This window comes from Hymenobacter siberiensis (assembly GCF_018967845.1).
Taxonomy (GTDB): Bacteria; Bacteroidota; Bacteroidia; order Cytophagales; family Hymenobacteraceae; genus Hymenobacter; species Hymenobacter siberiensis.
Map to the genome: position 1 here is coordinate 3,964,916 of NZ_JAHLZZ010000001.1, position 23,252 is coordinate 3,988,167.

Below are 23,252 nucleotides of genomic sequence, written 5' to 3' on the forward strand. Positions count from 1 at the left end.
AGCGAGCTGTAAACAGGTCGACACAGGTCAGTGCGGGCGGTTCTGTCGCTCCATCAAGTAAGCCGCTTGGTACTCGCCGCGGGCGTCAAAGGGGCGGGTGAACTGCCGGGGATGGATACTGCCCGCAAAAGGGCGCGAGAGCGTGCGCCCGTAGCGCAGGCGCAAGCGCGTTGAAAAGGGACCGTGAGGAATGAGTACGGAGGTAACCACGACCTGCCCCGGAGGCAGGAAAATCAAGGGGAGTCCCACGCCGCAGAAATAGGAATGCGGCGCTTCCATCACGCGCCAGCGTCCGAGCTCATCCTGTGCTTCGACGTGCAGGGGCACATAATCCCCTTCGCCCACGCGCACGGTGTCCCGGTCCCGGTTGCGCAGCAGGACCGGGTAGGCCGCAAACCACTGGCTCGTGGAGTCGCCCTGCAGGTCCGCATTAAACCGTTCCTCGGCGGCCAGGCGCCGGGTCGTGTCGAGCGTCAGGCTCATGCGGGCGCTATAGCCCAACGGCCAATGCGCCGAACGCCGGGGAAAGTCTACGTCGGTGTCTTCGTGCACGGCGTAGCGCAACAGCATGGAATCGGCGGTCGTGGGCCACGTGGGGCGTGCCCCCGGCAAGGGCGGCGGAGGTGGGGCCGTCGTTGCCTGGTACTGCAGAGTCAGCGTATCGCGCAGTGGGCCAATGTACAAGACGGGGTGCGCCGTCTCGGCCTGCCACGTGGCTGAAAGCGGGCGCGTCGGAGGAACGGCTCCTACCCGCAGAAATGGAAACGGCTCGCTGTGAGAGGCCGCACTCCCCTCCCCCTCGGGCTCGGAGTGGCAGGCGGCTAGGAACCACAGCAGAGCAAATACAGGGAAACGAGGAGGCACAGGGCAAGAATATATAGGGAATTTCGAAGGTAACGGGTTGGGCTGACAGCTTGCGCCGAGGCCCGGTTAGCCGGACCACATTTGTATGGAATCCCTGCCTAACACGCGGGTGGAATAGTAAAACGAGTCCCCTTTGCTCGTTTAGCGAAACGGTCTGGATAGCAAACGGAGGATTATCATTAAACCCGCTTAGCTTCGTCTTCTTTACCTCACGCCATTCTGGGCTATGTCTGATTTTTCTTATACATATACTCAACCTTCGGCGCTTAAAGCGGATGCGGCAGGTAGTTCACTGCAATTGTCGTCCTTTTCTGAGGAGCCCGCTACTTCTGGCACGGATTGCTTCTTTTGGGGACGCCTACGGAACTCGTGGCTCGCGGCGCGTGGCCTCAGCACCTTGGCGAAAGTGGTGTCTTCCCGTTTCGTGCCGCAAAGTGCAGCCTTACGGGACCCTATTGTAACGGCGGGCGCAGGACAACTCCGTTTCGAAGCTTTTTCCTCTTGTAACGGCGTGTATGCTCGCCTAGACTTGGGACCGGAAGCCCTAGATGGCGAATTTCTCAGCAGCGGTACCACCAACGTTGATTTTAACGAGCCGATGGTGAACGCGCTTGCTCGCATCGCTCGTACTGAACCCGTGGTGCTCTCTATTGGGCAAAGAGAACTGGTCTTGGAACGCGCTGCGGGACGCGTAGTTGAGCGCAAAGTCGCTTTACCCGAGCGTTGGATTAAAGGACTTACCTCGGTACAGGCCTACCTAGCCAACATGGAGGAGAAGCTTCGGTTGACACGGGTCCAGGCTGTGCAACTGGTGCAGAACATCCCGGCTGGGGCAGCTAAAATCGATTATTACCTGTTGCTACGCGGTCCCCGCCCCAGCTTTGCGCCCGTGGCCAGTCCGGGTGCGGTTCGGGTCGGTGGCGTGCACCGGCTGCGGCTGCTGGAAGGCCTGTTGCCGCTGTGTGATGCGGTGCGGGTGTATGCTGCACCAGATGGGCAAGCCGCCGCGTTCCTCCTGGAATTGGGCGGCGGGCACCGCTTCTTGCTCGCCTTGTCGGCCGACGTGTGGCGGGGATTTTCAGGGGAAGGCAACCAACTGGAGACGCTCATGGAGGAGTTGCCGACGGCATGGGTAACCAATGCGAACCAGCACTTTCGGGGAAATGAAGTTTTTAATCCAGCCATGTTCGCCTTGGAGCATGACCTAGTACCCAATACGGTTGACCGCCTCTGTGCCAGTCTTTCGGCGATGGGCCTACTCGGCTTTGACTTGGCTGATAACCAACACTTTTACCGCCGCCTGCCCTTCAAGCTGAGTCGCATAGTGAGCCTAAATCCTCGGCTGAAAAATGCTCGGATGTTGCTGGAGGCCGCTGATGGCGTGCAATTGGTGGGAATTGGCGCCGGTGGGCGTACGGAAGCTCGCGTTCGCGGCACCGGTGTCTGGCATACGGTCGTGGTAGGCGGCAATGAAGGACCGCAGTGTACCTGCCCATGGTTCAGTGGGCACCAAGGCCAACGGGGGCCATGTAAGCACATCTTGGCTGCGCAAATGCGCTTTTTGTAGGTCTGCTCAACGCTTTTGTCTTAATTCTTTACGGCTTACCGGTTTGCCCACCGGCTCATTAAATGTCCTCCGTCGAAACCTTCGAACACATCATCCGTCACCAAAGCGCCCAAGAACTGGTGCCGTTTCTGCTAGAGCTGCCGAAAACGGAAACAGTAGCCGTTCGGCAAAAAGTGAAAAGCCTCAAACGAGAGTTGGAGGTCTTCAAAGAACATACCCCCAACTCGTGGTCTAGCCTCATCACCCACGAACAACGCTACATGCTGTTGCTAGCGGGATTTAAAACGTATTCTCGCAAGGAAGCACTCGGGCCAAATTTCATTATATGGAATTACGTGCTCGATGAACCTTGGGTCACGGGGTTTTGGACGGTGCTCGACCAGGCCAGACCAGATTGGTTAGGGGACATGCTCGCGCAACACGCAGCCAGTAAAACCAACGGAACGCCTGATTACTTCATGGTCCGGGAAATGGAAAGGCGGCAACTAATTATTCATCACCAGGCCTTATTTGCCGCTTCAGCATCGGAATTGCTTTCTACCCTAGGAAACCAACTGAGCAGGCAACCGCCGGTCCCCCCCAACGCCCTCGAAGTCATCGCAGAGCGGCTTCACAGAGACGAGCTATTCATTACACGGGACTTGCCGTTGGTCTTCGATTTTGACACAGCGATAGACAGCACCCAAGCGTTCGTGCAGTTGCGCATGCCGGCGGACCGTGGGAAATGGACGTGGCAAACCTGGGATAAAGCTTACCCCCGGCAAGTGATTTCGTGGCTGGATGCTTTGGTAAGACTCGTTGACTTGGGGGCGTTATCGCGGGCTGACGTCCTTTCGCGGAGCCTGCTGGCTCTACGCCGGGACTTCCGTCGGCCCCTGCTAACGTGGTTCAAAAACCTATATTTGGCCTTCAAGCCGACGGTGGCCGAGCGGTTGGAACGACAAGCAGACTTGGTTGAACTGCTGGCGCACCCACAGTCGCAGGTGGTCAATTTCGCTTTGGACCAAATAAAAAGTCTGTGGACAGAGGCCGGATTTGACCCCTCAAATTTGTGGGTCTATGCGGATGCGCTCATGACGCGCCAAGAGCTAAAAACGGGCATCCGCACGCTGCTAAGTGGTTTCGAGAAGCTCCTGAAACAAGACCCGTCCTTGGCACCAGAAATTGCTCGTCTCAGTGCCAGTGCACTAGCAAATGGTGATTCGGCGGTGCAGGATAAAGCTGCGAAGGTGCTTGTTATTGTTCTTCAGACCACAAAGCCGGAGTTATCGGAAACGGAAATTGCCGCAGTGCTGGAAGTGGTGGGGCAGTATGCCGACTTGTTGGCACCAGGCGCCCGTGCCCTCTTGGACCCGTGGCTGGCCAAGACCGACGGCCCTGCCATTGCCAGCGGCTACGTCGAAACCGACGGGTACCAACTTAGGGAGCACATGGTGCCGGAGTTGTCCGACGCAACTGCTATCCAGCCGGTGCAGGATTGGCACGAACTGTTGTTTTTGACCGGGCAAGTGATACAACACGAAGACCCAACCCTCCTAGAGCGCTGGGTGGATGGACTGTTGCGCTTGCAAGCAACGTATCCTGCTAACTACGCGGGACAGTTGCAACCATATCTTGTCCAGATGTTGCCGTTTTTGAAGGGCAAAAGCGAGGCCCAAGCCGAAGCCATTATCGCCAAACACAGTCAGGGCGGTCATTTCGGAGTGGTACAGGCCTTGTTTCTGAGCTGGGCACAGGGGTTCCGCGCCGCTCGGGTTGCCGAAGTGAACCTCAAGGATGCCTACTATGTAGCGGACCCATTGGTTAAAGTGGAACAGCTACGCTTTGCTGCTACTGAAGAATATCTCAAGCGCCGCACCGGGTTACCGCTAATCAGCACGCCGACGCACTTGCCGTATTGGGTAGCACCGTCTGCCTTGGTGGGCAGAATGCTAGCCTACGAATCGAACAACGTAGCGCTGAACAGCGCGGATGTAGCCATCGCCCTGGCGCGAACTGTCTTCGCGCACCCAGCCGAGGCACAAGCGGCGCGGGAATTGCTCCCCCAGCTTCAACACGAGGGACTACGGCAACTTTTGGACTGGTTCTTGGCGCAACCCGACCCTATATTGCCCGTCAATGGTGAAAAGAAGTCACTGGTCCGTCATTTGACCGAACGCCTGGGTAAACTGTTGCCCAGCACAGCCATTGTACCGGCGTCGATTACGGAAGCGATGTCCTGGCTGTGGGCTGTGGCCGCTCGGACAAAACACCCTAACGAGACGTTTGAGCAGCTAGCCGCCTTAACTGGCAGCGACTACCCCGGCGTGGTCCAGCCTTGGAAACCGGAGTGGGTTTTTGATGTCAAAACCAATACCTATGTGGAAGAGTGGAAACCCGGTAAGCCGGTCGTGACGCACCGCTCCACCCAGTTCGCCTTTCCGAGTACCTACACCAGCAAAGTGCCACCCTCGCCCTTGCTGCTCTACTCGCAGTATGTGCGCTTTGCCGGGATGAATCACGCCAATGTAGCCCTGTCGGTGGATTATCCCTTTGTAGCATCGCTGATACCAAACCATCTAGCTCCATTGCACTGGCATGTACTACGCACCGCTGGGTGGGCTGATAAATTAGAATCCACGGAGCGAGATGTCATCAAGCAAGCACTCCGGGTCATGCTGGAGGCCGGGCCAGTCTTTGAGGAACCCACAACGCGGCTACTTGCGTGTGGATTGACTCACAGCACGCCCGAGTGCCGGGCACTAGCCCTAGAAGTCCTACTAAGTGCAATACAGGGCCAGCGGGTTTGCCCCAAGGCGCTGGGGACAACCTTGGGGCAGTTGCTAGCGGTTGAATTTGTTCCCGTGCAGCGGCTGGCGGATAATCTCACTCAGGCCCGCGCCATTGATTTCATGACTGACGATGCCTTGTGTCAGCTCTTCGGTGCATTATTGGTAGAACTGCCGAACGAGCCGCTACGCAACACCCGCAAGCTACTGGAAGCTTATGAAGATTTTATGGGGCGTAGTGGGCAACCATTGCGTGTTCATCTTCACGAAAAGCTGCAAGCCTGGAGCCGATTCGCAGCATTAAAAAAAATAGCACAATCCATACTTTCTTCGACCAAACCAAACATTTTTACTTCTGCCACTTAAGAAAGTAAATCACATTCCGGTTGGTTCGCACCCCGGATTAAGTAGCACCCAAACATGCCTTCCTTTAAGTACTTGATTAACAATTACTTGGTTACACTGAAGGCATAAAAACAACTCTATTCATGGTTAATTAACCCGTAATATTGGTCGCTATTATTTGGTTTTAAAATCTTCTTCATCAAAGTCCTCAGAATCAAAATCACTTTCATCGGAGTCATCCTCATCACGCTCAGGTGCATCATGAAATTCATAACCAAAGCGAGATAATTCTTTACCTCCTTTAATTTTCACTTCATCCATATCAAATGCACCTTCAGGGTATTCGTAGACAGAATATTCAATTCCTATCTCCTTTTCGCACTCTTCGCACTCAATGGTTTCCTCCCATTGATAGCCGGTCTGAGTACCCATTGGCTCCTCAGTAGAGCTAGCAACTTCAAAATCAACATCACTAGGCGTAAAATCGCGTTTTGTGCCACAGTTTGAGCATTCAATTGAAAAAACTCCAGTTACTAAACTCATAGTTGCCTTTTTTTAATGATGAGCGTCAAAGTTAGAATTTATGTTCAACAATCGAGGATATAACTGAATAACTTAAGAGTTTTGGACTTGCCTATGGAGCCGCGGCAGCATCCCAAATCGCGTATCCACCGTCGTACGTGGCAATCACCATATAGCCGCCTGGCTCATTCAACGACGTTCGGCTGGCCACTTGCCAAGGTTCGCTCGTAGCCTCTTGCGGGGTTCCAGTAAATCGCAGGTGCATGCCATTGTCAAATTCGAGGAGCAGATTTGCGTGGTCGTCGCAGGCAACTCGGGTGACGTAGCGCAGATTTATCCGGTTAAATATTACGAGCATCTTTTCATCCTCGGTGAGCGCAAGCGCCGGGTCAAAGCCTACATTCGAGCTCATTTCCGTATCGATATACAGGCGGTGGTCTTGGGTGCGGTCGTTCCGAAATTCCAGCATCGGAATCTGATGGTAAAGGCCAAAACTTTCCACAGCGGCTCCCATGAGGGCTTGTTGGAGCAGCGCGTTGGCCGCAGAGGTATCAGGCTTCATTTGAGCACAGTTTACTGACTTGCATCTAACCGCTGTTTCCCTATCACTCAGGGAAACGGTCCGAATGGCGAAGAAGCGTTTAGGTGATGGGAAACCAAACGCCGCGCCTATTGGGCGGCAACATATTGGGCAGCACGTGGTCCAGGTCCAAGGTGCTCACGTCTATTTCAGGCCAAGCTTGCACAACCACTGGCGGGGTAGGCAAGGTGTAAGCAGCACTTGCGTGGAGCAGCGACAGAGCATCGTCGAGGGAATATGCCGTCACCCCAAAGTGTCGCGGGTGCAACTGGCCTTCAGGCAACTGGACTTCCATCCAATAGCGGGTGAGGTGAACGGCCATGTAACACGCTGGTTTAGGAAAAACGGTCCGAATCACAAAAAAAGGGCACCAACATCCAGTTATGCAAGGCCTGACTTCGTTCCGGATTATGCTAGCCCGGCCGGATTCATTTAGGTTTGTTACGGACGTACTGCTTCTGGGGCATATTAAATAAAAAGTGGTCTTGGCGGTCCGGCCGCACAAAATTATAAGTGGGCTTGGTTTTTAGTATTTCAACCATTTTGTTTTTAAGGGATATGTTGGAGGCCCTGATTTTGGGCAATAAGGCTTCCAATTTATCGTGAGTGGTGTGCATCACCTCATCCAACTCGGTTAATAGCTGCACTATCTCCTTCAGAGTGTATTTCTCGTCCATTAGCAAGCCTGTCTCCAGCTCCGCCACTTCGATAAAGCAAGAGAGAGCATTGCTTTTAACGTTCTTCAAGTTCCAAATATCACCTTCGTTCTTTTTCGCCAAACGCCGTAATTGCCTAATTTCCAGCATCAGTTCCCCTTTTTGATTTCGCAGTTCTCTTTCTAAGGCCTTCTCGTTAACGGTGAATTGAGCCTCAATAAGTGCGTTCACGCTTCGGGTTAATTCGGTTTTGCTCGATTCCAACGAGCTATTAGCTTTTGAAACTTCTTCGGTAAACTTCTGGGCTATTTCTAACTGCAAACGGTCAATTTGCCCTTGAATCCCATTGCTAATTGCATCAAGTTCTTGCCTGTTGATGCGATAATTGAAAAACACTTGACTGGCAATGATGCCCAACACAATGGCCAGCGATACCCCCAACGTCCATTGAGTCAAGGTCAGTAGCTTTTCGTTGGCGTTGGCAGAGTTCTCATACATCAATTTGTATAAGTCCCGCTCCTTTTCTGTGTTGGTTACTCCGGCAGCAGGAGCAGCCAGCGGACTTTGCGCTGAAGCAAGGGGCACCCGTGTAGATGGAGTTTGCGAAAACGCCATACTGGCACACAGCAATAGCAATAATAGGAACGCATGTTTCATGCGTCTAAACTACTGGAATCCCCACTGAAAACTTGGGCCACCTGCTGGCAGCCGTTGTCGCGCTGGCCAATGAACAAGACCGGGCGCAAGTCAGCGTGGTGGCCGAAGAAGTGCAAGTAGCCTCGGACTATAGAGTTACCTCATATAGTAAACACCGCTCCAGCACCTCGTCGAGTCGCCGATGGAGAGCGGTGCGGGGCACGCGCTCGGAGAGGTGTAAGCGGGTCATCTCTTTGTTGAGTAGTTGCTTCACACCTTGCTTCATCTTGCTACGAAACCCAAAGCTGACCATGACATAAGTTCTGCAACAGCCACCTTCGTTTGCTTGTATGACCGTAACCGTTGCAGAACCTACCATCAGTAAGCTCCCGGAGCTCAGAAGGGCGCCCACTTCCGGAAATGTGGTTCCAAAAGTTTATTCCAGCACTTTAGGGTGGGCTAAGCATGAATGGCTGCCCACCAGGAAGTTTTGCAACAGCTACGGTCCGAATAGTTAAACGTGAGCTTAGGCCAGCATGGGCTGCGGTGTGATAACTAAGAGATTTCTCTTGATTTCCAACAGGGTTTGAAAGCTATTGCCGGTGTAGTAAGCTTGGAGTAAACCGACCACCCGAGCATGATTTTTCTGGATGGTTTCGGCATTCCAGTGCTGGTAGGTCATGAAGACGTAGTTTGTATTAGCCCGGCCTTCGATGTAGCCGCTGTATTTGTGGCGCTTGTCTAAAAAGGAGGAGTTGCTCAAGGAAGCATTCTTCTTCATGTCGACCAACACAATGTTGCCAAGCCGATGCAACCACTCGGTGTGCTCTTCTTCACTCACGTTCCAGGCCGGGGCGGCAGGTTTTTGGGGCAAAATGTGCTCAACAGAAGCAAAGGCCTTATTCAGATGTAGCTTGGTATTGAGGTTGCCGGTGAGAAGGTCAAGTTTGAGCAGCAGGTAACGGGTTTTGTTGATGCGGGTACCTGAGAAGCTGCCCCACTTTTCTTCATCTAGCAGTTGAAAGAACTTATCGATGTTGATAACCGTGTTAGCCTTTTCATCTTGGTAGTCGTAGCGTAGCACGGCGTCCTGCAAAAATGTCAATGAAGCCGCATGCGGGTCCTTTATTTTGTCTTTAATCTCGTCCATCTTGCGCAGCATGATGAAGATACGTGTCTGCAAATTAAAGGACACCGTGAGCCACGCTGCCGAAAACAGGTTGTCAATTTTAATGAGAAACTCGAGTATGTTAGCCTCGCCAAAGCACTCACGGTAGTGCATCAAGACCAAGATGTATTGATTGCCAAACGTCTTTGAAAGGATGTAATTCAGATTTTCGTAGAGGCAGCCACCCTTCTCTGCTTGGTGGTTGGAACGGAATACAGCATCAAGGTGCTGCACGTACTTGCCTATGAAATTGAAAGTTGGGGCTCCCTTCTCCAGCAGCTTCATGTTGTAAATGAAGTCGAATGACTTGCTGATGTTGCCCAGGTTCTCGCCGCTTCGGTATTTCACCAAAATCCAAATCATGGCCCACAGAAACTCATCGAATGATTTGTAGGGCGACTCGACTGCGCTCTGGTACTCGTCCCAGTTGGCTGCGTGTTTCTTTTTGAGTCCCTCATCATTGCCAATGGCCCGAAGATTCTGGGCTCGTAGAATGTCGCTGGACTGAAGCTGCAAGCCCCGGCTATTGAGAACGGTGAACAGGTTGTAAGCGTCATCAAGGTTGTCGGCGGTGGCGAGGTAGAGCACCAACACCTTGTTGCCGAGGTAAAGCAAGAAGTCGTAGATAAACTTCTGGTAGGCTTCCTCCGAGCTATAATCCGGTAGTTTGCTCGCCCACCAGTCGTGGATGGTGCGCACGGCCAGAGCCATGTTGCGTACGGAGGTGCTTTGGCTCGCGTCGTCAGCCAAATTCGTAAGCTGCAAGGCTCGCATAGTGCCTTGTTCGGTGAGTACGAACTGTTGGAAAAACTCGTCGTCCTGCCGGATGGTAAATTTCAGTCGGTTACGCTCCGGGATGTTTTCCAGCTCGTTGGCTTCTTGCTGCAAGCGCTTGGCAACCTGAGCCTTGACGGTGGCATTGGTCGAAAGGTCTCGGATGACGGCGTGGAGCAGGTACAGCGTGATAAATCGCTGTTGACCATCAAGAATATCGTGGTAGGTGTATGGGCTGCCGCCGTTGGGCTCCTCTTTGGTATTCCAAATCATGCAGCCGAGGAAATACTCGCGGTTTTTGCCATGAGTCATTGCCGAGGCGATGTCCTCGCACATCACCATGACTTGGTCGGGCCCCCACACATAGGGCCGCTGGTACTCAGGGATATTGTAGAACCGTTGCTGGTAGAAAATTTCTTTGATGTATTTCTGTCCAGTATCGAGGGTAGAATCAGCCATGCGAATAATAAAGGAGAAAATGGGTAGAGCGCCGAGCGCAAAGCTAGCCGGCAAAATGCGTTAAATCTAGACTACTGCTCTCGCTTTTCTCACTTTACCGCAAAGGGACCTAGCGCCGGCAGATGAGAACCGGCAGGGCAGTAATACCTGCACCGGAGCCACTTCACCCATGGTGTCTGAGTCGAGCTGAATGGTACTGACGCATATACCAAGGAAAAAGCAGGATGATTAACTAGCTACCTCCACTTTAAGATACTTGCCCACTGCCCCTTTACTCACACCCAACGCAGACGCGATGGCCCGCTCACTTTTACCTTGAGCACCCAAGTTGCGAATCTGCTCAACAACTCTGGGGTCAATGGCTCTACGCCCAAGTATGGTGCCTTTTGCCCTGGTTCGCGCCAGGCCTGCTTTGGTTCGCTCGCTTAACCTTACCCGCTCCTGCTTGCCCAAAGTAGCCAGTATCGATACGATGGCGTCTTTGAACAATCCAGTAGAGTCGAGGTATTGCTCCGTGAAAGATTTATAGCCCACCCCCCACTGCTCCAGTTGGTTCAGGTGCTGGAGCGTGGGCAACGCACCTTCCCGGCTGAAACGGTCCAGACTCCAGAACAGCACCAAGTCAAACCGGCGTTGGTGGGCATCGGCAAATAGTTGCTGGAACTGGCTGCGCTTGGCGGTGCCACCCGATTCTTCTTCCGAGTACTCCTTATATATGGACCACCCTTGCACTTCAGCATAGCGCCTTAGGTCTGGTAACTGGTTTTCGGTAGTTTGACCTTTGTCGCGGGTCGAGACCCGGGCATAAATGGCGACTCTCACTTTTCTACAATTGTTGATGAGACCAAAGGAAAGTACGCCTGATGTTCCTTCGGAAAAACGCCACGCGCTATGACTTCCATTGTTACATGATTCTTCAGAATTTTAAACTCCAATAAGTCATCCGGCTGGCTGAGGAAATCCTCTCGCTTTTGATTCGCCAGAAGGTAATTGTTTTTGAACAGTATCTCCTCATTGTTTTCTACATCGACATGATACAGGGTCTTCAATGGTTCGGGCTCAACTCTATTAACTAGTTGGCTGAGCACAAAAAAAGCATTGTCTAACTCAGCCAAGAACCTGTTTTTTATGATGACATAACTGTAGCCCGGCGATAAATCTTCGTAGTACCTGGACCGGTAGATTTTGCTCAGTGACTTCAAGAAATCAGAGTTAATCAAATTGTCCAAGTCGGGGATTTCACGTTTCAGAATATTGAACAGAGCAAAGACGTCATGGCTCTTATTGCCATTGTACTTGCCAGAAATCAGCAGCGGAATTTTGAGCGACTTTTCAATGGCAGTATTTGCCATGATGCATGCAGGCTGCAGAAGCATGTTATCAAAAAGCACACGAGCGGCTAAATACTCGCGGTAGGCATTGTCGATAAGCCCCACAATTTGCTTGTGTGCTTTTTCGTCAAAATACACTTTCTCCGCATCCGCCATAATATTTACCCACTGAAAATTTAAGTCGGTCAAAATTACGCCCATTAATCGGGTCTTTTATGGGCAGCAAATCGCCCCTCGATAAACCGTTCGTAAAGGCCATTTTTGAGGAGCGTTTTTGCCACCTTTAAATGGGCACTTTCCGAAGCCGAAAAAACCGGCGTCCCCAAGCTGATTGAGGACCCGTCGAAACCACCTAGGATACGAGGGTTTGGAGTAGCGATACGTGAACAGGCCTGCCTATGTCAGTGTAGGGCGGGTCTGTCACTCCTTCCGATGTCGCTTAGCACGTGCCTCGTGCGTCAAAAGGACTGATATATACTGGCAGGCATGGATGCTGCCCGGAAAAGAGAGCGAGCAGTGCGCTCGTAGCGCAGGCGGGCCGGCAAGGGCCGTGGAAAACCACAATGGATGTTACCACAATTTGCCCCGGCGGCAGTAAAACGATGGGTTCCCCCAAGCTGTACCCACGCCTGGGTGGGCGGTCCATCACGCGCCAGACTCCCCGCGTCCTTGGCTTCGACTCGCAAGGGACGCATTCGCCAACTGCGAGTTTGACCGTGCCTCGGTCAGATTACACTACACGACTGGGCAAACCGCAAACTACTGGCTCGCCGAGTCGGCCCGTAAGCTTGTAATAACCGCTTCTTCGGCAGCGGGACCAAGAGTCGTGGCAAGGGTCCGGCTCATGCGGGCACCTTAGCCCAGCGGCCAGAAGGAATCCGCGGCTGTGGGTCCCGAAGTCTATTCCGAACGGCTTGACAACTTGCTCACGGAAAAAAAATCCGAAAGCTAAAAACTTTGCTCAACTTCTTGAATACAATAGGTAGAAAAATTATCTGAAGACCCAAAGCCCAACTTATTATGCAACAAATATTTAACCCACAAGCAGCACCTCCTTAGTACTAAGAAGTAAGGCATCTGCTACTAGTGAGCGCCTGCTGGCACCTTACCACCGCAACATGAGCGAAACTTCCCAGCCAGCAATGCTCCTCTCTTGTCAAGCGTGTCAAGAGTAAGGGCTCCTAGTAATTTTTATACCGCCGGCACGGCGAGCGCCGCATTACCATTTGCTTCTTTTGGATTTGGCTCACGTCATGGGCGCTAACCCACAACTTAATTACTTAAACATCAAAGTAAAATTCATGTCTATTACCAAACTCGTGTTCCCCAATCTGCTTGATTTAGCAGCCGCCATTGCTGAGCATAAAAACCATACTGGTTACTACTTAATAGCTATGAAAGAACAATCATTATTTGTTCTTTCAGATTTCGATGGGCCATCTTACGTTTACGAGGTACCATTATCCGACCTGAAGTACAAGCAGGTGAAAAGTGGATTGAATAAAAGCTTCAACAGTCCTGATACCCTTGAGGGCTTTACAAAGTTGGTGCTAGCTACACCCAATCCCTATGATTTCATTTCTCTATTCAACCACAGCCTCCGTAGCGAAAAGGTGGATTTTGTGCTAAAACCAACTCCTTGATTTTATCTGCACAATAGGCGCCCCTGTCCGAGGCCAGCTCTGATGACTTCGCGAGTCGAGGATACCGAAGCGTGGGCAATGGGTGTTTGTCGACCTCACATTGAACCTTTGTGATACGGGCGTTCACCACAGCGGTGGCCGGTGCAAACGAGGACGCGCACAATGAGCACTAGCTACGTAAGGAGCTGATGGAATGGCCCCTGAAGCTATAGAAATACGGCCTTTGACCATGTTACGCAATGAAAAACGCCGCCCTGCTTGGCCACGTCCGTTCCATCGACTGGGATAATTGAATGGCTCGGGTAAAGCTGCTGCAGGCGTTGTACCACCGCATCGTCTTCGGCTTGTTGATAAGCGGGCACAATCAAGGTTGTTCCGAGGCGCAGAAAGTTGATGTACTCCCCCACTGCTGACGTGTAAGTAGAATTTCCATAGGGATTATAGGGTAGCGGGACACAGTCGAACCCAGCACGGCGTAGCGCAGCTTGTAGGTCTGACCATAACGCTGGTTCATGGCGACGACAATCGTTAATGAGCGCGGTGTAGGGGTCTAGTAACTGTACCAACCCATCGGCATGGCCCGTAAAGTCATCGGGGTGAGCCGGCACGAGGTCGATGTGGTCGACCTCCAAGGACTCCGCCAATGATGTGAGCAACTGCGCACGCGGCACCGTGGGATTTTCGCGCAGGACTTTATCGGTCATAATGACCCGACCAAAGCGGCTCACGACATTGCCCCCATCCAGCACGAGTGAGTTGTGTTCAAATGAAAAACCTAGCCGCTGGACGACCAAGGCGCCGTCGGTAATGGTGGGTTGCCAGCGTTTGGGACGCAGATAGTCGGGGGCGTATCGGAATTGTACCAGCCGGCCACTGGCGGTGGGTACGGGCATATAATCCCGAGCCCAAATGTCGCGGGTGCCGGGTAGGGTCGCGACGTCGGCGCCGCCACAGCGCAGGGCGTTGGCGAGTGCAGTAGCCGTTGTTGGGAACCGCTTGGCTAGGGTATCAGCCAGATATATTTGATTGACCCTATTGGTGGTGCTCACAACCACTGGGGTTTATAGCCCAAGATGAAGCGCACAGTGTCCGCGTCCATTGCTTGTTGCCGGCAAATGGACTCCTTATAATCGAGCTGCTTCAAATAGCCTTTACCGGCGATGAAGCGGTAAGGACGGGATGAGTACGGACTTTCGGAATCGTCGCCCAAAAGGTGATTCAGGCCCACGCGCTGCGTACGCCAAGGGGCTCCTATGGGTACGGTTGGCGCCGGGCTTTCATCCAAGCCAAGGTAGGTTGCGCCATGTACGGCGCTTCCCCAGCTAGCGACCAAGGCTCTAAGGGCAAGCTGTGGACCGCTAATGTATTCCTGCACTTCAGGCTGTACATCCGTGCGGTCAAGATTAAGCAGTTGGAGCCCGCGGAGAAGTATGCCACCGAAGCTGGCGGTGTCCTGGTCACCAAAAGTCAGGTCCAAGCTGGTGGCTTGGTTGAAGTACCAATGCAGGTGCTTGAGCTGTTCGGCCCCCTTATGCACGTAAGGGTCTGGGTGGTTGCGGTTGTGATAATAGAACTCCAGCTCCGTGATGCGGTAGGTACTGGTTTCCGTTCGGACGACGAGTTGGTGCTGGAGGGTGGTTGCTATTTCCGTAAAGAAAAAGTCAATGTCTTCTGGCTGCGCCTCATGAATCTGGCGCGTAAGATAATCGAGCCAGTCGGTGGGTCGGGGGCGGGCACGCCGGTCATTTGCCAACAGGTACTCGCTGAACTCGGCAGCGAAAGGCACATGCTGCTCAATCAGGTAGCGAGTCTTTGGAAGCCGCCCAGCCAAGGCGGTATGATAGTAGTGGCAAATGAATCCCCCTAAATCCGGGATGTTGGCCACGCGCAACCCTTCCAACAATTGAGGCAGGGTGGCCTGGTCTTTTAACCAACATTCGTCATACAGGAAATAGGTATAGGAGGAAGAAGGCAATTCGGCCTGAGTGATAACGCGGCTGGCAGGCAGCTTGGTGGCTTTGCCTGCTTCTAGGGCCTGAATTTGGTGGGGTGAACACATGCGCTTTAGTGGGGTGAGTAAATGCTAGGTTGCACAACATTACCGCGAGAAAACACCCCTTCCTAACATAATGTGAATAATACTATAATTACTTAAATACTTGTTTTTATAATATTTATAATCGCTGTTAATGCTACAATAGCAATCACAAACTAATCACGTGTCTTCTGTGCAGTTCATTGTCACGCGTACTTGGACCACGCAGTTATTGTAATATCAAACAAGCAAAAACCGTGGGCAGTAACGCAGACTTTCGCTCAGGATGGCTTCGTTGTTGCCCGGTACCTCGGCGTGCAGCCAGTTTTGTGCACCTGTGGCACGGCATGGTCGAGCAAGGAATCATCGCAGACCGCCTGCTCACTGCTGTAGCCTTGCCTAGCACCAACTGCCTATGCAATTGATTCAACTGGAACGGTTCTGATTTTATGTTTCATGCCCTAAACGGTGTTGAGAACCTATAAGCGAGACTAAATGCTATGGACATTGCCCGCCGAGGTTAACCCGACGACGTGATGAATGACGAATGGCACTTTCTACCTCCTTCGCTGCTGGCGTGCGAAGACGCTGTGCTGCTACAATACCTGTCGCGTAAGTTGTTTAATGTATTTACACTACAGCCGAGCCGCACCTCTTGAAAGCCGACGTACTCGACCGTTTCGTCAAAATTTGGGACCGCACCCCCGACCATACAGCCAGGAGCAAAAGCCCCGGCTCCCTGACACCGGCTAGCTGCAAACCGTCACATTTGCGCAAGTCATTCTACCCGGCCGGAACACCGATTTAACCCGCATTACTGAGAATACTCAACTACACGAGCGGCTGCTGGCTTACCTCGCCTCGTTAATAAAGCAGATGTATGTGACTGAGCGTAACACCAGCGTAGGACCAGACAGTGTTAGTAAATTTCTGATGTAGAATGTTAAAACCTAAAAATAATAATATAATCCTACTATATTTGCAGCTCTTATTACTGGGGTAAGTTAGCTATTATTGCTTTTAGAGCTTCCAGCTATGCTCTATTTACAAAGGCAAAGGGTTAAAAAAACTGCCATAGTCAATTTGCTGAAAACTAATCTCATGAAACTTATAATTGGTTTAATACTGGTACTTTCTTCTTCGGCATCCGCTCAGGTTGTGAAGCAATTCAATGGACCATTAGATAATGGAACGGGTACTTATCAATATTATGAAAATGATGACTACAAACGTATTTTTCATGGAAAATACTTATATAAGGGAGATAGCAACCGTACGTTAGTTGAAGGGTCCTTTGTTGATGATAAGCGTAACGGATTATGGCATTTTCGATATGATGAGAGTTCACCAACCGGAACTGTCACCGATATTTATAAGAACTACCTCAATGGCAAATTGCATGGTAACTGCTTATATCAAAAGGTATCAAAAGCAACCGCTAAGACACTTATAAAATATTCTTCTAAGTTTGAGGACAATATTCAAGTAGGCCAAATCTCTCTTGAATCTAATGATGATTATGAGTTTGGGACATTAAATATTACAGCATTCCTCAACGATAATGGAGTGTTTGAGGGACCTGCGTTTATAAAGTATAGCTCCTTCAGCAGTAAATGGCGAACCTATGAGGATAAGATTAATTATAGTAACGGAATCATGACATCACGGGTGTATAGAGACGTTACTGACGGTGAGGTATTTATGAATATAAAGCGAGATACACTTGTAAAATATATAAGGAAAAACTATGATTATGCTACAAACCAGGCAACAATTCCATTTCTAAAGTACCAGCCTTTAAAGGGCAGTTCTCGACTTTATAAGCCCTACGTTAATATAACGGGTACTAGTGACACTTATATCATTCCGGATGGGAGCTTCACTTATTGCGGGAAAACAGCACCTGCTGAAGGAGATTTTGTTACAAATAAGGTATTCACAATGAAGGTAATGCCATCCGAAATCACAAACAATCAACATTACCCTCAAAGAATAGAATACTGGTTAAATTTTTGGCATAATGAGTGCGAATTTGGGTCTAGTGACTCATTTCGTAAGCCTCCTGAGTACTGTAAAGGTGTTGAGCCCTCAAAATTTGAACCTGAAAGGGTGATATTACAACGTTCAGAATACTAGCAGGCGTTATACACTTGAGAGCAAATTAAGGCCGGTGGCTTTGGAGAGTATGAGTCTCACAAAGGCAAACTAGAAGAATTGCTGTAAATGAGAGCTAGTCGTTCGTTGTCACGGGCCAACCGTTTATAGCTGGCGCTCTAACTTAGGCTACCTTCTGCGCCCGGGCGGCGGGGCAGTAGCACGAAGCTGCGTTTAACTTGCCGCGACTTAACGACTTTCAGGTCGATGCCGTGGGTTTGAGTAGCTTGGGACGGCACTTAGCCGGTTACCCTTGGTCCGCATAGGCCGGCCTTAAGCTAGCTGTACTTCCTGCGCCTGGAAGGCCACCTAGGCGCGGTCCTGTTCATTGTTTGGCGGAAGTGAGCACTGTTGCCAGCAGGTGGGCCGAAGTGTTCACCGCCACGTGTACCATTCCACCCTTGCACCGCTTAGCCCCGTCGTGACCCTTTAAGAGCCGTTTTCGGGCGTGCTCTACAGCGGCGCGAATAAAAGATGAGGGAGCTGGGGCCGGCTGGCCGTAGTTCGTTCAGCCGGAGCACTTGGCGCAAATCGTCGGTCAGCGCCTCGAACACGCGAGTATCACGCCAGCGGGCCTACTGCTGGTAGCACCTAACCTACGGCGGCAAATCATGCGGCAAATAGCGCAACAAATAGCCTGTGCGCACGACGTAACCTATAGCAATATTTCGCTCACAAGGTTATAACACCATCCACACGTGCGACGATACTTGGATGGGCATGGCACCAGCGTAATGTCACGTGTTGGGACAAAAAAGGCCAGAATGCTCGGCTTGGCACGTTGCATTAAGCTCATCGGACCGTAGCCTGCATATGTCACCATGGACATGCTCCACCCATTTGGCGACAACGTCCTCTGAAGAAGTAAAAGCGGATTCGTAGCCGCGAATGGTGGGTTCCAACTCACGGTTGGGGGTTCCCGCAAATACCATGACATGGGAAGCAGTAGAATGCAAGGACTTGATTTTGGGTAAGAAAAGAATTAGCGCTCCTGCGAGAACTCACGCGCTTCCTTATTGCCCGTCGCAGTTCAGGATAAAAGCATCCTATATAGGGAAAGTTATAAAGGGTAGTATTACCGATACGGAAGGAAGAAGTAGGAATGAAGAAAGAAAAAAACCATTGAAACGTTACATATGATGAGTCACGAGCCTGCGCCCCAAGTGCAGGCAAAAAAAGTAAAGAATGGCAAAAACTTTATGAAATTCTGCGATATAATATACGTGGGCCAAGCATTTATGCGAAGCGCCTGCATAAGAAGAAATCAAAAACCAATCAAGGCAAATAACATTATTAACAACATTTTAACTACCTAAATAAAGAGCTTACTTTCTTCATTTCCCATGATGAAAGTTGATGCGAACTTGGTGAACGGGACGCTTCCACCCCTTCCACTCAATCCAGATGCAAGGGGATGTCAGGAATCGGCACACTTGTTAAAATACTACCGTTGAACTATCAAAACCCCAGGCACCGCACCGATATCCGCGGCTGCAATGGCGTTTCCATTGCCTTAAAAAAACAAAACTCATGCATACATTATATCAAATAAATACAATAAGTTTTCAGACACTGCTTGAAAAAGATGGAAATTCACCCACATACATCAAAAATAACATATGGAAATACTACTACGTGCTGACTTACGTGTTGAACAAGCGGCGTTATACCACCTTGAAATCGGGATGGGTAAAAGTTAGCACGCAGCGACTGAAGCATGAATTAGGGAACAGTAAGATGGCCGGCAAAAACTGCTGGTTCGTGGACCGTATTCGCAAAGACCTGAAGCGATGGAATATCATCCTCAGCAAATACAAGAACAACGTAGGCAGCAACGGAACCCGAACCCGAACCTCCCTTGCCAAGGTATTGGACGAAGTGGCTTTGCGCGGCTGGTCGGAATGGGTACCGAACAGGGCGATTACGCTTAAGCAGACTTCTGCACCAATTACGGGAGTATATGCCTCAATTCGCCGAAGTCTTTCCCTCGTAAACATAGACTTCCCCGCAGCGTTGGGGTATGCCGAGGACGCAAAAGCCGCGGGAATGTCCCTTCCAAACAAGTTGCGCGGCTGGTGGCTAGAAACAAATCGTGTGGTGAACGAAGAAGTACACAGTAGCTGGACCTCGGCCATTAATGCCATTCAGCGGGGCCAGTACGAAGTCCATGTGGAGTTTGGAAGCAGTGGCCGGGTGTACACGTTCATCACCAACTTTCCCAAAGCGTTGAAAAGTTTCTTGAGCATCAATGGCATGTCCCTGTGGCAATTGGACTGCGCCAACTCACAGCCATTGTTGTTTGCCTTGTATTTGAAACGCCATTACACCGTACTTACCAGCGACATGCAGCACTACCTGGAGTTGGTGCAGAACGGAGAATTTTATTCCTACATCAAAAACCTGCTGACTTTTTATCGCTTAAAATTTGATGAAGCGACGTTCAAAGGCGAGTTTTTTGCTAAAATCTTCTTCAGCCGAGAAAAAGTTTTTGGCCGGTGGCGCACCCTTTTCCACCACTTTTTTCCGGCCGTTTCAGCGGCTATCCTTGAAGTAAAGGGTGCCATCCCCTACCGCGTTGCTGGTGACCCTCGACGGCTCTCGGCACAGTTGAGTCTATTGGAGAGTGAAATCATGATTGATGGTGTCGCGCGCAGACTATACGAGCAAAATCTGTACGGTTTCGTGACAGTCCACGATGCTATTCTCACTACACAAGACGACGGCATGGTGGCCGTGGTTTATAACATGATGCTCGAGGAATACGCGAACTACGGCCTGCGCCCGAAAATAAATTTAGAAAGTTTAAAACTTAACGAAATCCACGGATATAATATGTAAGAAAATTACCCTGTCACATAAACTCAAATTATTATGAAACAAGTATTTACCGAAGAAGAAACGGAGTGGTTCCAGCAAAATGCCGATTCCGGCTTTCCCTATGAAGACGAGAGCTACGAGCTGGTGAATGGAAACACGGTCATGTACGTACCATTCCATGACTTAAGTGAAGTGATTGCTGTAGTTCACGTCACAACCATAGATGAAATCGTCGCTGAGATGACATACCGACTACATAAGTTTACGCTTGAGCTGTTTACTCAGGCGGACCCTCGGGATTTAGCAACCTTTTGGAGTTTTTCAAATTGGAGCGTCGCTCCGATTGACCAACTCTACATGATAGGGGGAAGTTGGCTTAGCAAAGGTGGAACCCTATCAACGGATTACCGGTGCTGCATGAGCAGAGAGCTTTTCGTAAGCATTTCCTCGTGCTTTCCCGAAACATACATCGATGAATATGACGAGGCGGGACAAAAAGAAATGCTCCGCGAACTTCGCCTTGTTCACCGAAACCGCAAACTGGATGTGCTGTTGGCTCCATCAATTCAAGCGACCACGGCAACTTAAGCATCGCGACTCGGGCATCAAAGGAAGAGCAAGCTAATTACAAGGGTTGGAATGGGACCAGTAAAAGACTATGGCTTCTTCAACATTTACTGCAGTTCCACAATGCCAGGTGAAAGCCAGTTTTTATTGCTGAAATAATCTCTGGCATTAATGCCGCTCGAACGCCAGGCGTTGCGGCCGTACTGTCATAGTGTTTGGAGTCGCGTCTAGCGTGGGTCTGCCAAAAGTTTCAGTAAAGCGCATACCAACGGGTTTGCTTTTGGGCCTTGGCAGGGTCCGACTCCACTGTCCACTCCATCGACTCACAGCAACTTGGCAGTACCAGCAGACGAAGGATTACGCATTTGCTGGCACGCGGCAGGAACAATGGGTTTAGGGGTTGGCCCCAAAAAATAAAACTCGAATGTTAAAACTTTATAAAAATGAGGGATATAATAGATAGAAATCTAGACCCTACTTTAAAAACAACGCATTATGAAACAGACAATTACCAGCGAAGACATAGAATGGTACCAGCAAAACACCGATTCACGTCCTGACCAGCAAGACGACGACTATACTCAATATGAGGGTTACTATACCATCGAGTGCGCGCAAGATGTTACAATCAGCATAGCTAGACCCTTTGTAACAACAATGGATGAAATGGTGGAAGAGTTAACTACATGTGACGGGTTCAACCTTAGGTTGGAAGTTTTAAGTGACCCGAATGACTTGGACCAATTTTGGAGTTTCAATTATTGGGAGGTAGACCCAATAGCTGAGATTTATGGTGTCAAAGGGTCTTGGCACCATCCTTACAGCATCAGAAGTATGGTTGACTACAAGTGCTGCATGAGCAAGGAGCTTTTTCAGCAAGTGGCTCACTGTTTCGCTCAAGAAATCGAGTTATACGATATGGTGGCTTTTGAAGCAATGTTGAAAAGCCTCCGCCTGGTTCAAACCACCCATAATCGCAACAACAGGATAGACAACCTGTTAGCTCTTCCTTGCTAAGGACTTGTACAAAGTCGCACTTCAAGTGATGAGTAAGGAAGCGACAACCTGCTATTTAAATGGGACCACGATTAAGGTAGCGCCACTTCGGCGCGTAGCTAGTCAAAACGATGCGATTCACCAGCCACCAGCGTGAAGCCTAGTGGCAGGCAAATTGGTACCATGTTATGATGCCCATAAAAGCTGCTGCAAAGAGGCATGTTCAATAAGGGAAGTCCCCTTCACGTGCCAAAGGTGTTGCGCTTGCTGCCCCCATTATAGTTCACACCAAGGCCGGTTACTCGCTCAACTGATGCCACCAAACACAAGGGCATCCCCACTCGCACCGACCAGCAACCTCACAATGCTCCACAGCTTGAAATATTTTCATCCAGTAGGCATAGAGGCCAGCTTAAACTGGATATATATCTAAAAAGACGAAGATGAAATTTTTAGAAAACACACAAGCAGAATCCATCGGCAATTTCGAAGATTTTCTAGACCTGTCAGCGGCTGAGAAAGCAGAAATTGCTTATGTAGAGCCAAATATCTTGGTTAACTCGCTTAAAACCGCCTTCAACCTTGACTTGTCTGGGTCCAGTTTGCTGGCCTTTGTTACTAACCGGGACAGCGCTTGGCGAATTGGCTTCGCTGGAATCCCTCGCTACGAAGTAATGCTCGCCATCTTGGCAATAATGGAAAACAATATTCTTCCAAATATTGCTCAACCTATACTAGAAATTGTCTTCAACAATGGCAAAGAAGATGAACTAACGCTGACTAGCATAACTCCAAGTTTTTTCCCCAATGGCAACACCTACTTAGATGTATTGCAATTCGTCCTCCGCTGCCAACACCGCTGTTATTAGCGCCTGAGCAAGAACCTGGTGCTCAGCTATAAAAACTGTCATTATGCGCCACCACTACATGGACTTCGGGCACAAATAACTGCAGCGATATTAGTAATGCACAAAAACTACCAACTTAAAACAATGAAAACTTTAACGCCAATCCAAAAGAAAGATATTCGAGCATTTCACGCCCGCGCTCTAGCGAAATTCGGCCAGCCCGCCAATCTTGGGCTCTCCGTGAGTAAGGATGGGACCAATGCTGTCTTGAAATCGAGGTCAAACGTAACCGTCACATGCAACTACTCTCTTTTCGAAGACTTACTACTTGCTACTCAAGATGCCAATCCGAATGAACACCCATTTCTCTTGACGGCTTTCAAGGATGAAACGCTCGACATTTCGTGGGCCGACCTGGATACCACTCTTGAAATATTAGCAGGCATTCAAACCAAGCTCAACAATTTCTTGAATGGAACTACGCCTACAACTACGCTTTGCCTTCCTAAACTCTAAGGCTTC

At 50.4% G+C, this 23,252-nt stretch carries 19 protein-coding genes; 9 read left to right on the top strand and 10 right to left on the bottom strand.

Annotated elements, in window-relative coordinates:
* Positions 1–27 precede the first annotated feature (27 nt).
* A complete protein-coding gene (locus tag KQ661_RS17275; protein ID WP_216727585.1) occupies positions 28–684 on the bottom strand; it encodes a hypothetical protein in 657 nt (218 codons plus the stop codon).
* 406 nt (positions 685–1,090) lie between these two features.
* Here KQ661_RS17275 and KQ661_RS17280 point away from each other — a divergent pair, with 406 nt between their 5' ends.
* On the top strand, positions 1,091–2,431 hold the full coding sequence (locus KQ661_RS17280; RefSeq protein WP_216727586.1) for an SWIM zinc finger family protein: 1,341 nt from the start codon (positions 1,091–1,093) through the stop codon (positions 2,429–2,431).
* Positions 2,432–2,493: 62 nt separating this feature from the next.
* Entirely contained in the window at positions 2,494–5,565 is a 3,072-nt protein-coding gene (locus KQ661_RS17285; RefSeq protein WP_216727587.1) for a DUF6493 family protein, read from the top strand.
* A 153-nt stretch (positions 5,566–5,718) separates the two neighbouring features.
* On the opposite strand, the gene KQ661_RS17290 is transcribed toward KQ661_RS17285, so the two are convergent.
* The 7 genes from KQ661_RS17290 to KQ661_RS17320 form a co-directional block, all read right to left on the bottom strand.
* Complete coding sequence (locus KQ661_RS17290; RefSeq protein WP_216727588.1) at positions 5,719–6,087, bottom strand: hypothetical protein; 369 nt, start codon at positions 6,085–6,087, stop codon at positions 5,719–5,721.
* A 91-nt stretch (positions 6,088–6,178) separates the two neighbouring features.
* Entirely contained in the window at positions 6,179–6,628 is a 450-nt protein-coding gene (locus tag KQ661_RS17295) for a hypothetical protein (RefSeq protein WP_216727589.1), read from the bottom strand.
* Between the two features lie 79 nt (positions 6,629–6,707).
* The gene (locus KQ661_RS17300) at positions 6,708–6,968 is read right to left on the bottom strand and encodes a hypothetical protein (protein ID WP_216727590.1); all 261 of its coding nucleotides are present in this window, start codon (positions 6,966–6,968) and stop codon (positions 6,708–6,710) included.
* Between the two features lie 106 nt (positions 6,969–7,074).
* A complete protein-coding gene (locus KQ661_RS17305; protein ID WP_216727591.1) occupies positions 7,075–7,959 on the bottom strand; it encodes a hypothetical protein in 885 nt (294 codons plus the stop codon).
* 505 nt (positions 7,960–8,464) lie between these two features.
* The gene (locus KQ661_RS17310) at positions 8,465–10,339 is read right to left on the bottom strand and encodes a DUF262 domain-containing protein (RefSeq protein WP_216727592.1); all 1,875 of its coding nucleotides are present in this window, start codon (positions 10,337–10,339) and stop codon (positions 8,465–8,467) included.
* Positions 10,340–10,567: 228 nt separating this feature from the next.
* On the bottom strand, positions 10,568–11,161 hold the full coding sequence (locus KQ661_RS17315; RefSeq protein WP_216727593.1) for a recombinase family protein: 594 nt from the start codon (positions 11,159–11,161) through the stop codon (positions 10,568–10,570).
* Complete coding sequence (locus KQ661_RS17320; RefSeq protein WP_216727594.1) at positions 11,158–11,859, bottom strand: HEPN domain-containing protein; 702 nt, start codon at positions 11,857–11,859, stop codon at positions 11,158–11,160. The genes KQ661_RS17315 and KQ661_RS17320 overlap by 4 nt, the downstream gene beginning before the upstream one ends.
* Positions 11,860–12,971: 1,112 nt before the next feature.
* On the opposite strand from KQ661_RS17320, the gene KQ661_RS17325 reads away from it, so the two are divergent.
* Positions 12,972–13,313: a hypothetical protein gene (locus tag KQ661_RS17325; protein WP_216727595.1), complete on the top strand. Its 342-nt coding sequence runs from the start codon at positions 12,972–12,974 to the stop codon at positions 13,311–13,313.
* 206 nt (positions 13,314–13,519) lie between these two features.
* On the opposite strand, the gene KQ661_RS17330 is transcribed toward KQ661_RS17325, so the two are convergent.
* A complete protein-coding gene (locus tag KQ661_RS17330) occupies positions 13,520–14,362 on the bottom strand; it encodes an agmatine deiminase family protein (protein ID WP_216727596.1) in 843 nt (280 codons plus the stop codon).
* Positions 14,359–15,372, bottom strand: a complete 1,014-nt coding sequence (locus KQ661_RS17335) for a hypothetical protein (RefSeq protein WP_216727597.1) — start codon at positions 15,370–15,372, stop codon at positions 14,359–14,361. The genes KQ661_RS17330 and KQ661_RS17335 overlap by 4 nt, the downstream gene beginning before the upstream one ends.
* Before the next feature lie 1,077 nt (positions 15,373–16,449).
* Between KQ661_RS17335 and KQ661_RS17340 the strand changes: the two genes are divergently transcribed.
* The 6 genes from KQ661_RS17340 to KQ661_RS17365 all read left to right on the top strand — a co-directional run bounded on the left by KQ661_RS17340 (position 16,450) and on the right by KQ661_RS17365 (position 23,246).
* Positions 16,450–17,484, top strand: a complete 1,035-nt coding sequence (locus KQ661_RS17340; protein WP_216727598.1) for a hypothetical protein — start codon at positions 16,450–16,452, stop codon at positions 17,482–17,484.
* A gap of 1,548 nt (positions 17,485–19,032) precedes the next feature.
* The gene (locus KQ661_RS17345; protein ID WP_216727599.1) at positions 19,033–20,340 is read left to right on the top strand and encodes a hypothetical protein; all 1,308 of its coding nucleotides are present in this window, start codon (positions 19,033–19,035) and stop codon (positions 20,338–20,340) included.
* 33 nt (positions 20,341–20,373) lie between these two features.
* The gene (locus KQ661_RS17350) at positions 20,374–20,907 is read left to right on the top strand and encodes a hypothetical protein (RefSeq protein WP_216727600.1); all 534 of its coding nucleotides are present in this window, start codon (positions 20,374–20,376) and stop codon (positions 20,905–20,907) included.
* A gap of 474 nt (positions 20,908–21,381) precedes the next feature.
* The gene (locus KQ661_RS17355) at positions 21,382–21,903 is read left to right on the top strand and encodes a hypothetical protein (RefSeq protein WP_216727601.1); all 522 of its coding nucleotides are present in this window, start codon (positions 21,382–21,384) and stop codon (positions 21,901–21,903) included.
* Positions 21,904–22,325: 422 nt separating this feature from the next.
* The gene (locus KQ661_RS17360; RefSeq protein ID WP_216727602.1) at positions 22,326–22,751 is read left to right on the top strand and encodes a hypothetical protein; all 426 of its coding nucleotides are present in this window, start codon (positions 22,326–22,328) and stop codon (positions 22,749–22,751) included.
* A gap of 96 nt (positions 22,752–22,847) precedes the next feature.
* A complete protein-coding gene (locus tag KQ661_RS17365; RefSeq protein ID WP_216727603.1) occupies positions 22,848–23,246 on the top strand; it encodes a hypothetical protein in 399 nt (132 codons plus the stop codon).
* Positions 23,247–23,252: the final 6 nt, after the last annotated feature.

Excerpts from the sequence above, each read along its gene's own strand:
- KQ661_RS17310 (WP_216727592.1), bottom strand. The coding sequence starts at position 10,339 with ATGGCTGATTCTACCCTCGATACTGGACAGAAATACATCAAAGAAATT.
- KQ661_RS17295 (WP_216727589.1), bottom strand. The coding sequence starts at position 6,628 with ATGAAGCCTGATACCTCTGCGGCCAACGCGCTGCTCCAACAAGCCCTC.
- KQ661_RS17350 (WP_216727600.1), top strand. The coding sequence starts at position 20,374 with ATGAAACAAGTATTTACCGAAGAAGAAACGGAGTGGTTCCAGCAAAAT.
- KQ661_RS17325 (WP_216727595.1), top strand. The coding sequence starts at position 12,972 with ATGTCTATTACCAAACTCGTGTTCCCCAATCTGCTTGATTTAGCAGCC.
- KQ661_RS17365 (WP_216727603.1), top strand. The coding sequence starts at position 22,848 with ATGCACAAAAACTACCAACTTAAAACAATGAAAACTTTAACGCCAATC.
- KQ661_RS17340 (WP_216727598.1), top strand. The coding sequence starts at position 16,450 with ATGAAACTTATAATTGGTTTAATACTGGTACTTTCTTCTTCGGCATCC.
- KQ661_RS17305 (WP_216727591.1), bottom strand. The coding sequence starts at position 7,959 with ATGAAACATGCGTTCCTATTATTGCTATTGCTGTGTGCCAGTATGGCG.
- KQ661_RS17300 (WP_216727590.1), bottom strand. The coding sequence starts at position 6,968 with ATGGCCGTTCACCTCACCCGCTATTGGATGGAAGTCCAGTTGCCTGAA.
- KQ661_RS17345 (WP_216727599.1), top strand. The coding sequence starts at position 19,033 with ATGCATACATTATATCAAATAAATACAATAAGTTTTCAGACACTGCTT.
- KQ661_RS17335 (WP_216727597.1), bottom strand. The coding sequence starts at position 15,372 with ATGTGTTCACCCCACCAAATTCAGGCCCTAGAAGCAGGCAAAGCCACC.
- KQ661_RS17360 (WP_216727602.1), top strand. The coding sequence starts at position 22,326 with ATGAAATTTTTAGAAAACACACAAGCAGAATCCATCGGCAATTTCGAA.
- KQ661_RS17290 (WP_216727588.1), bottom strand. The coding sequence starts at position 6,087 with ATGAGTTTAGTAACTGGAGTTTTTTCAATTGAATGCTCAAACTGTGGC.
- KQ661_RS17285 (WP_216727587.1), top strand. The coding sequence starts at position 2,494 with ATGTCCTCCGTCGAAACCTTCGAACACATCATCCGTCACCAAAGCGCC.
- KQ661_RS17355 (WP_216727601.1), top strand. The coding sequence starts at position 21,382 with ATGAAACAGACAATTACCAGCGAAGACATAGAATGGTACCAGCAAAAC.
- KQ661_RS17280 (WP_216727586.1), top strand. The coding sequence starts at position 1,091 with ATGTCTGATTTTTCTTATACATATACTCAACCTTCGGCGCTTAAAGCG.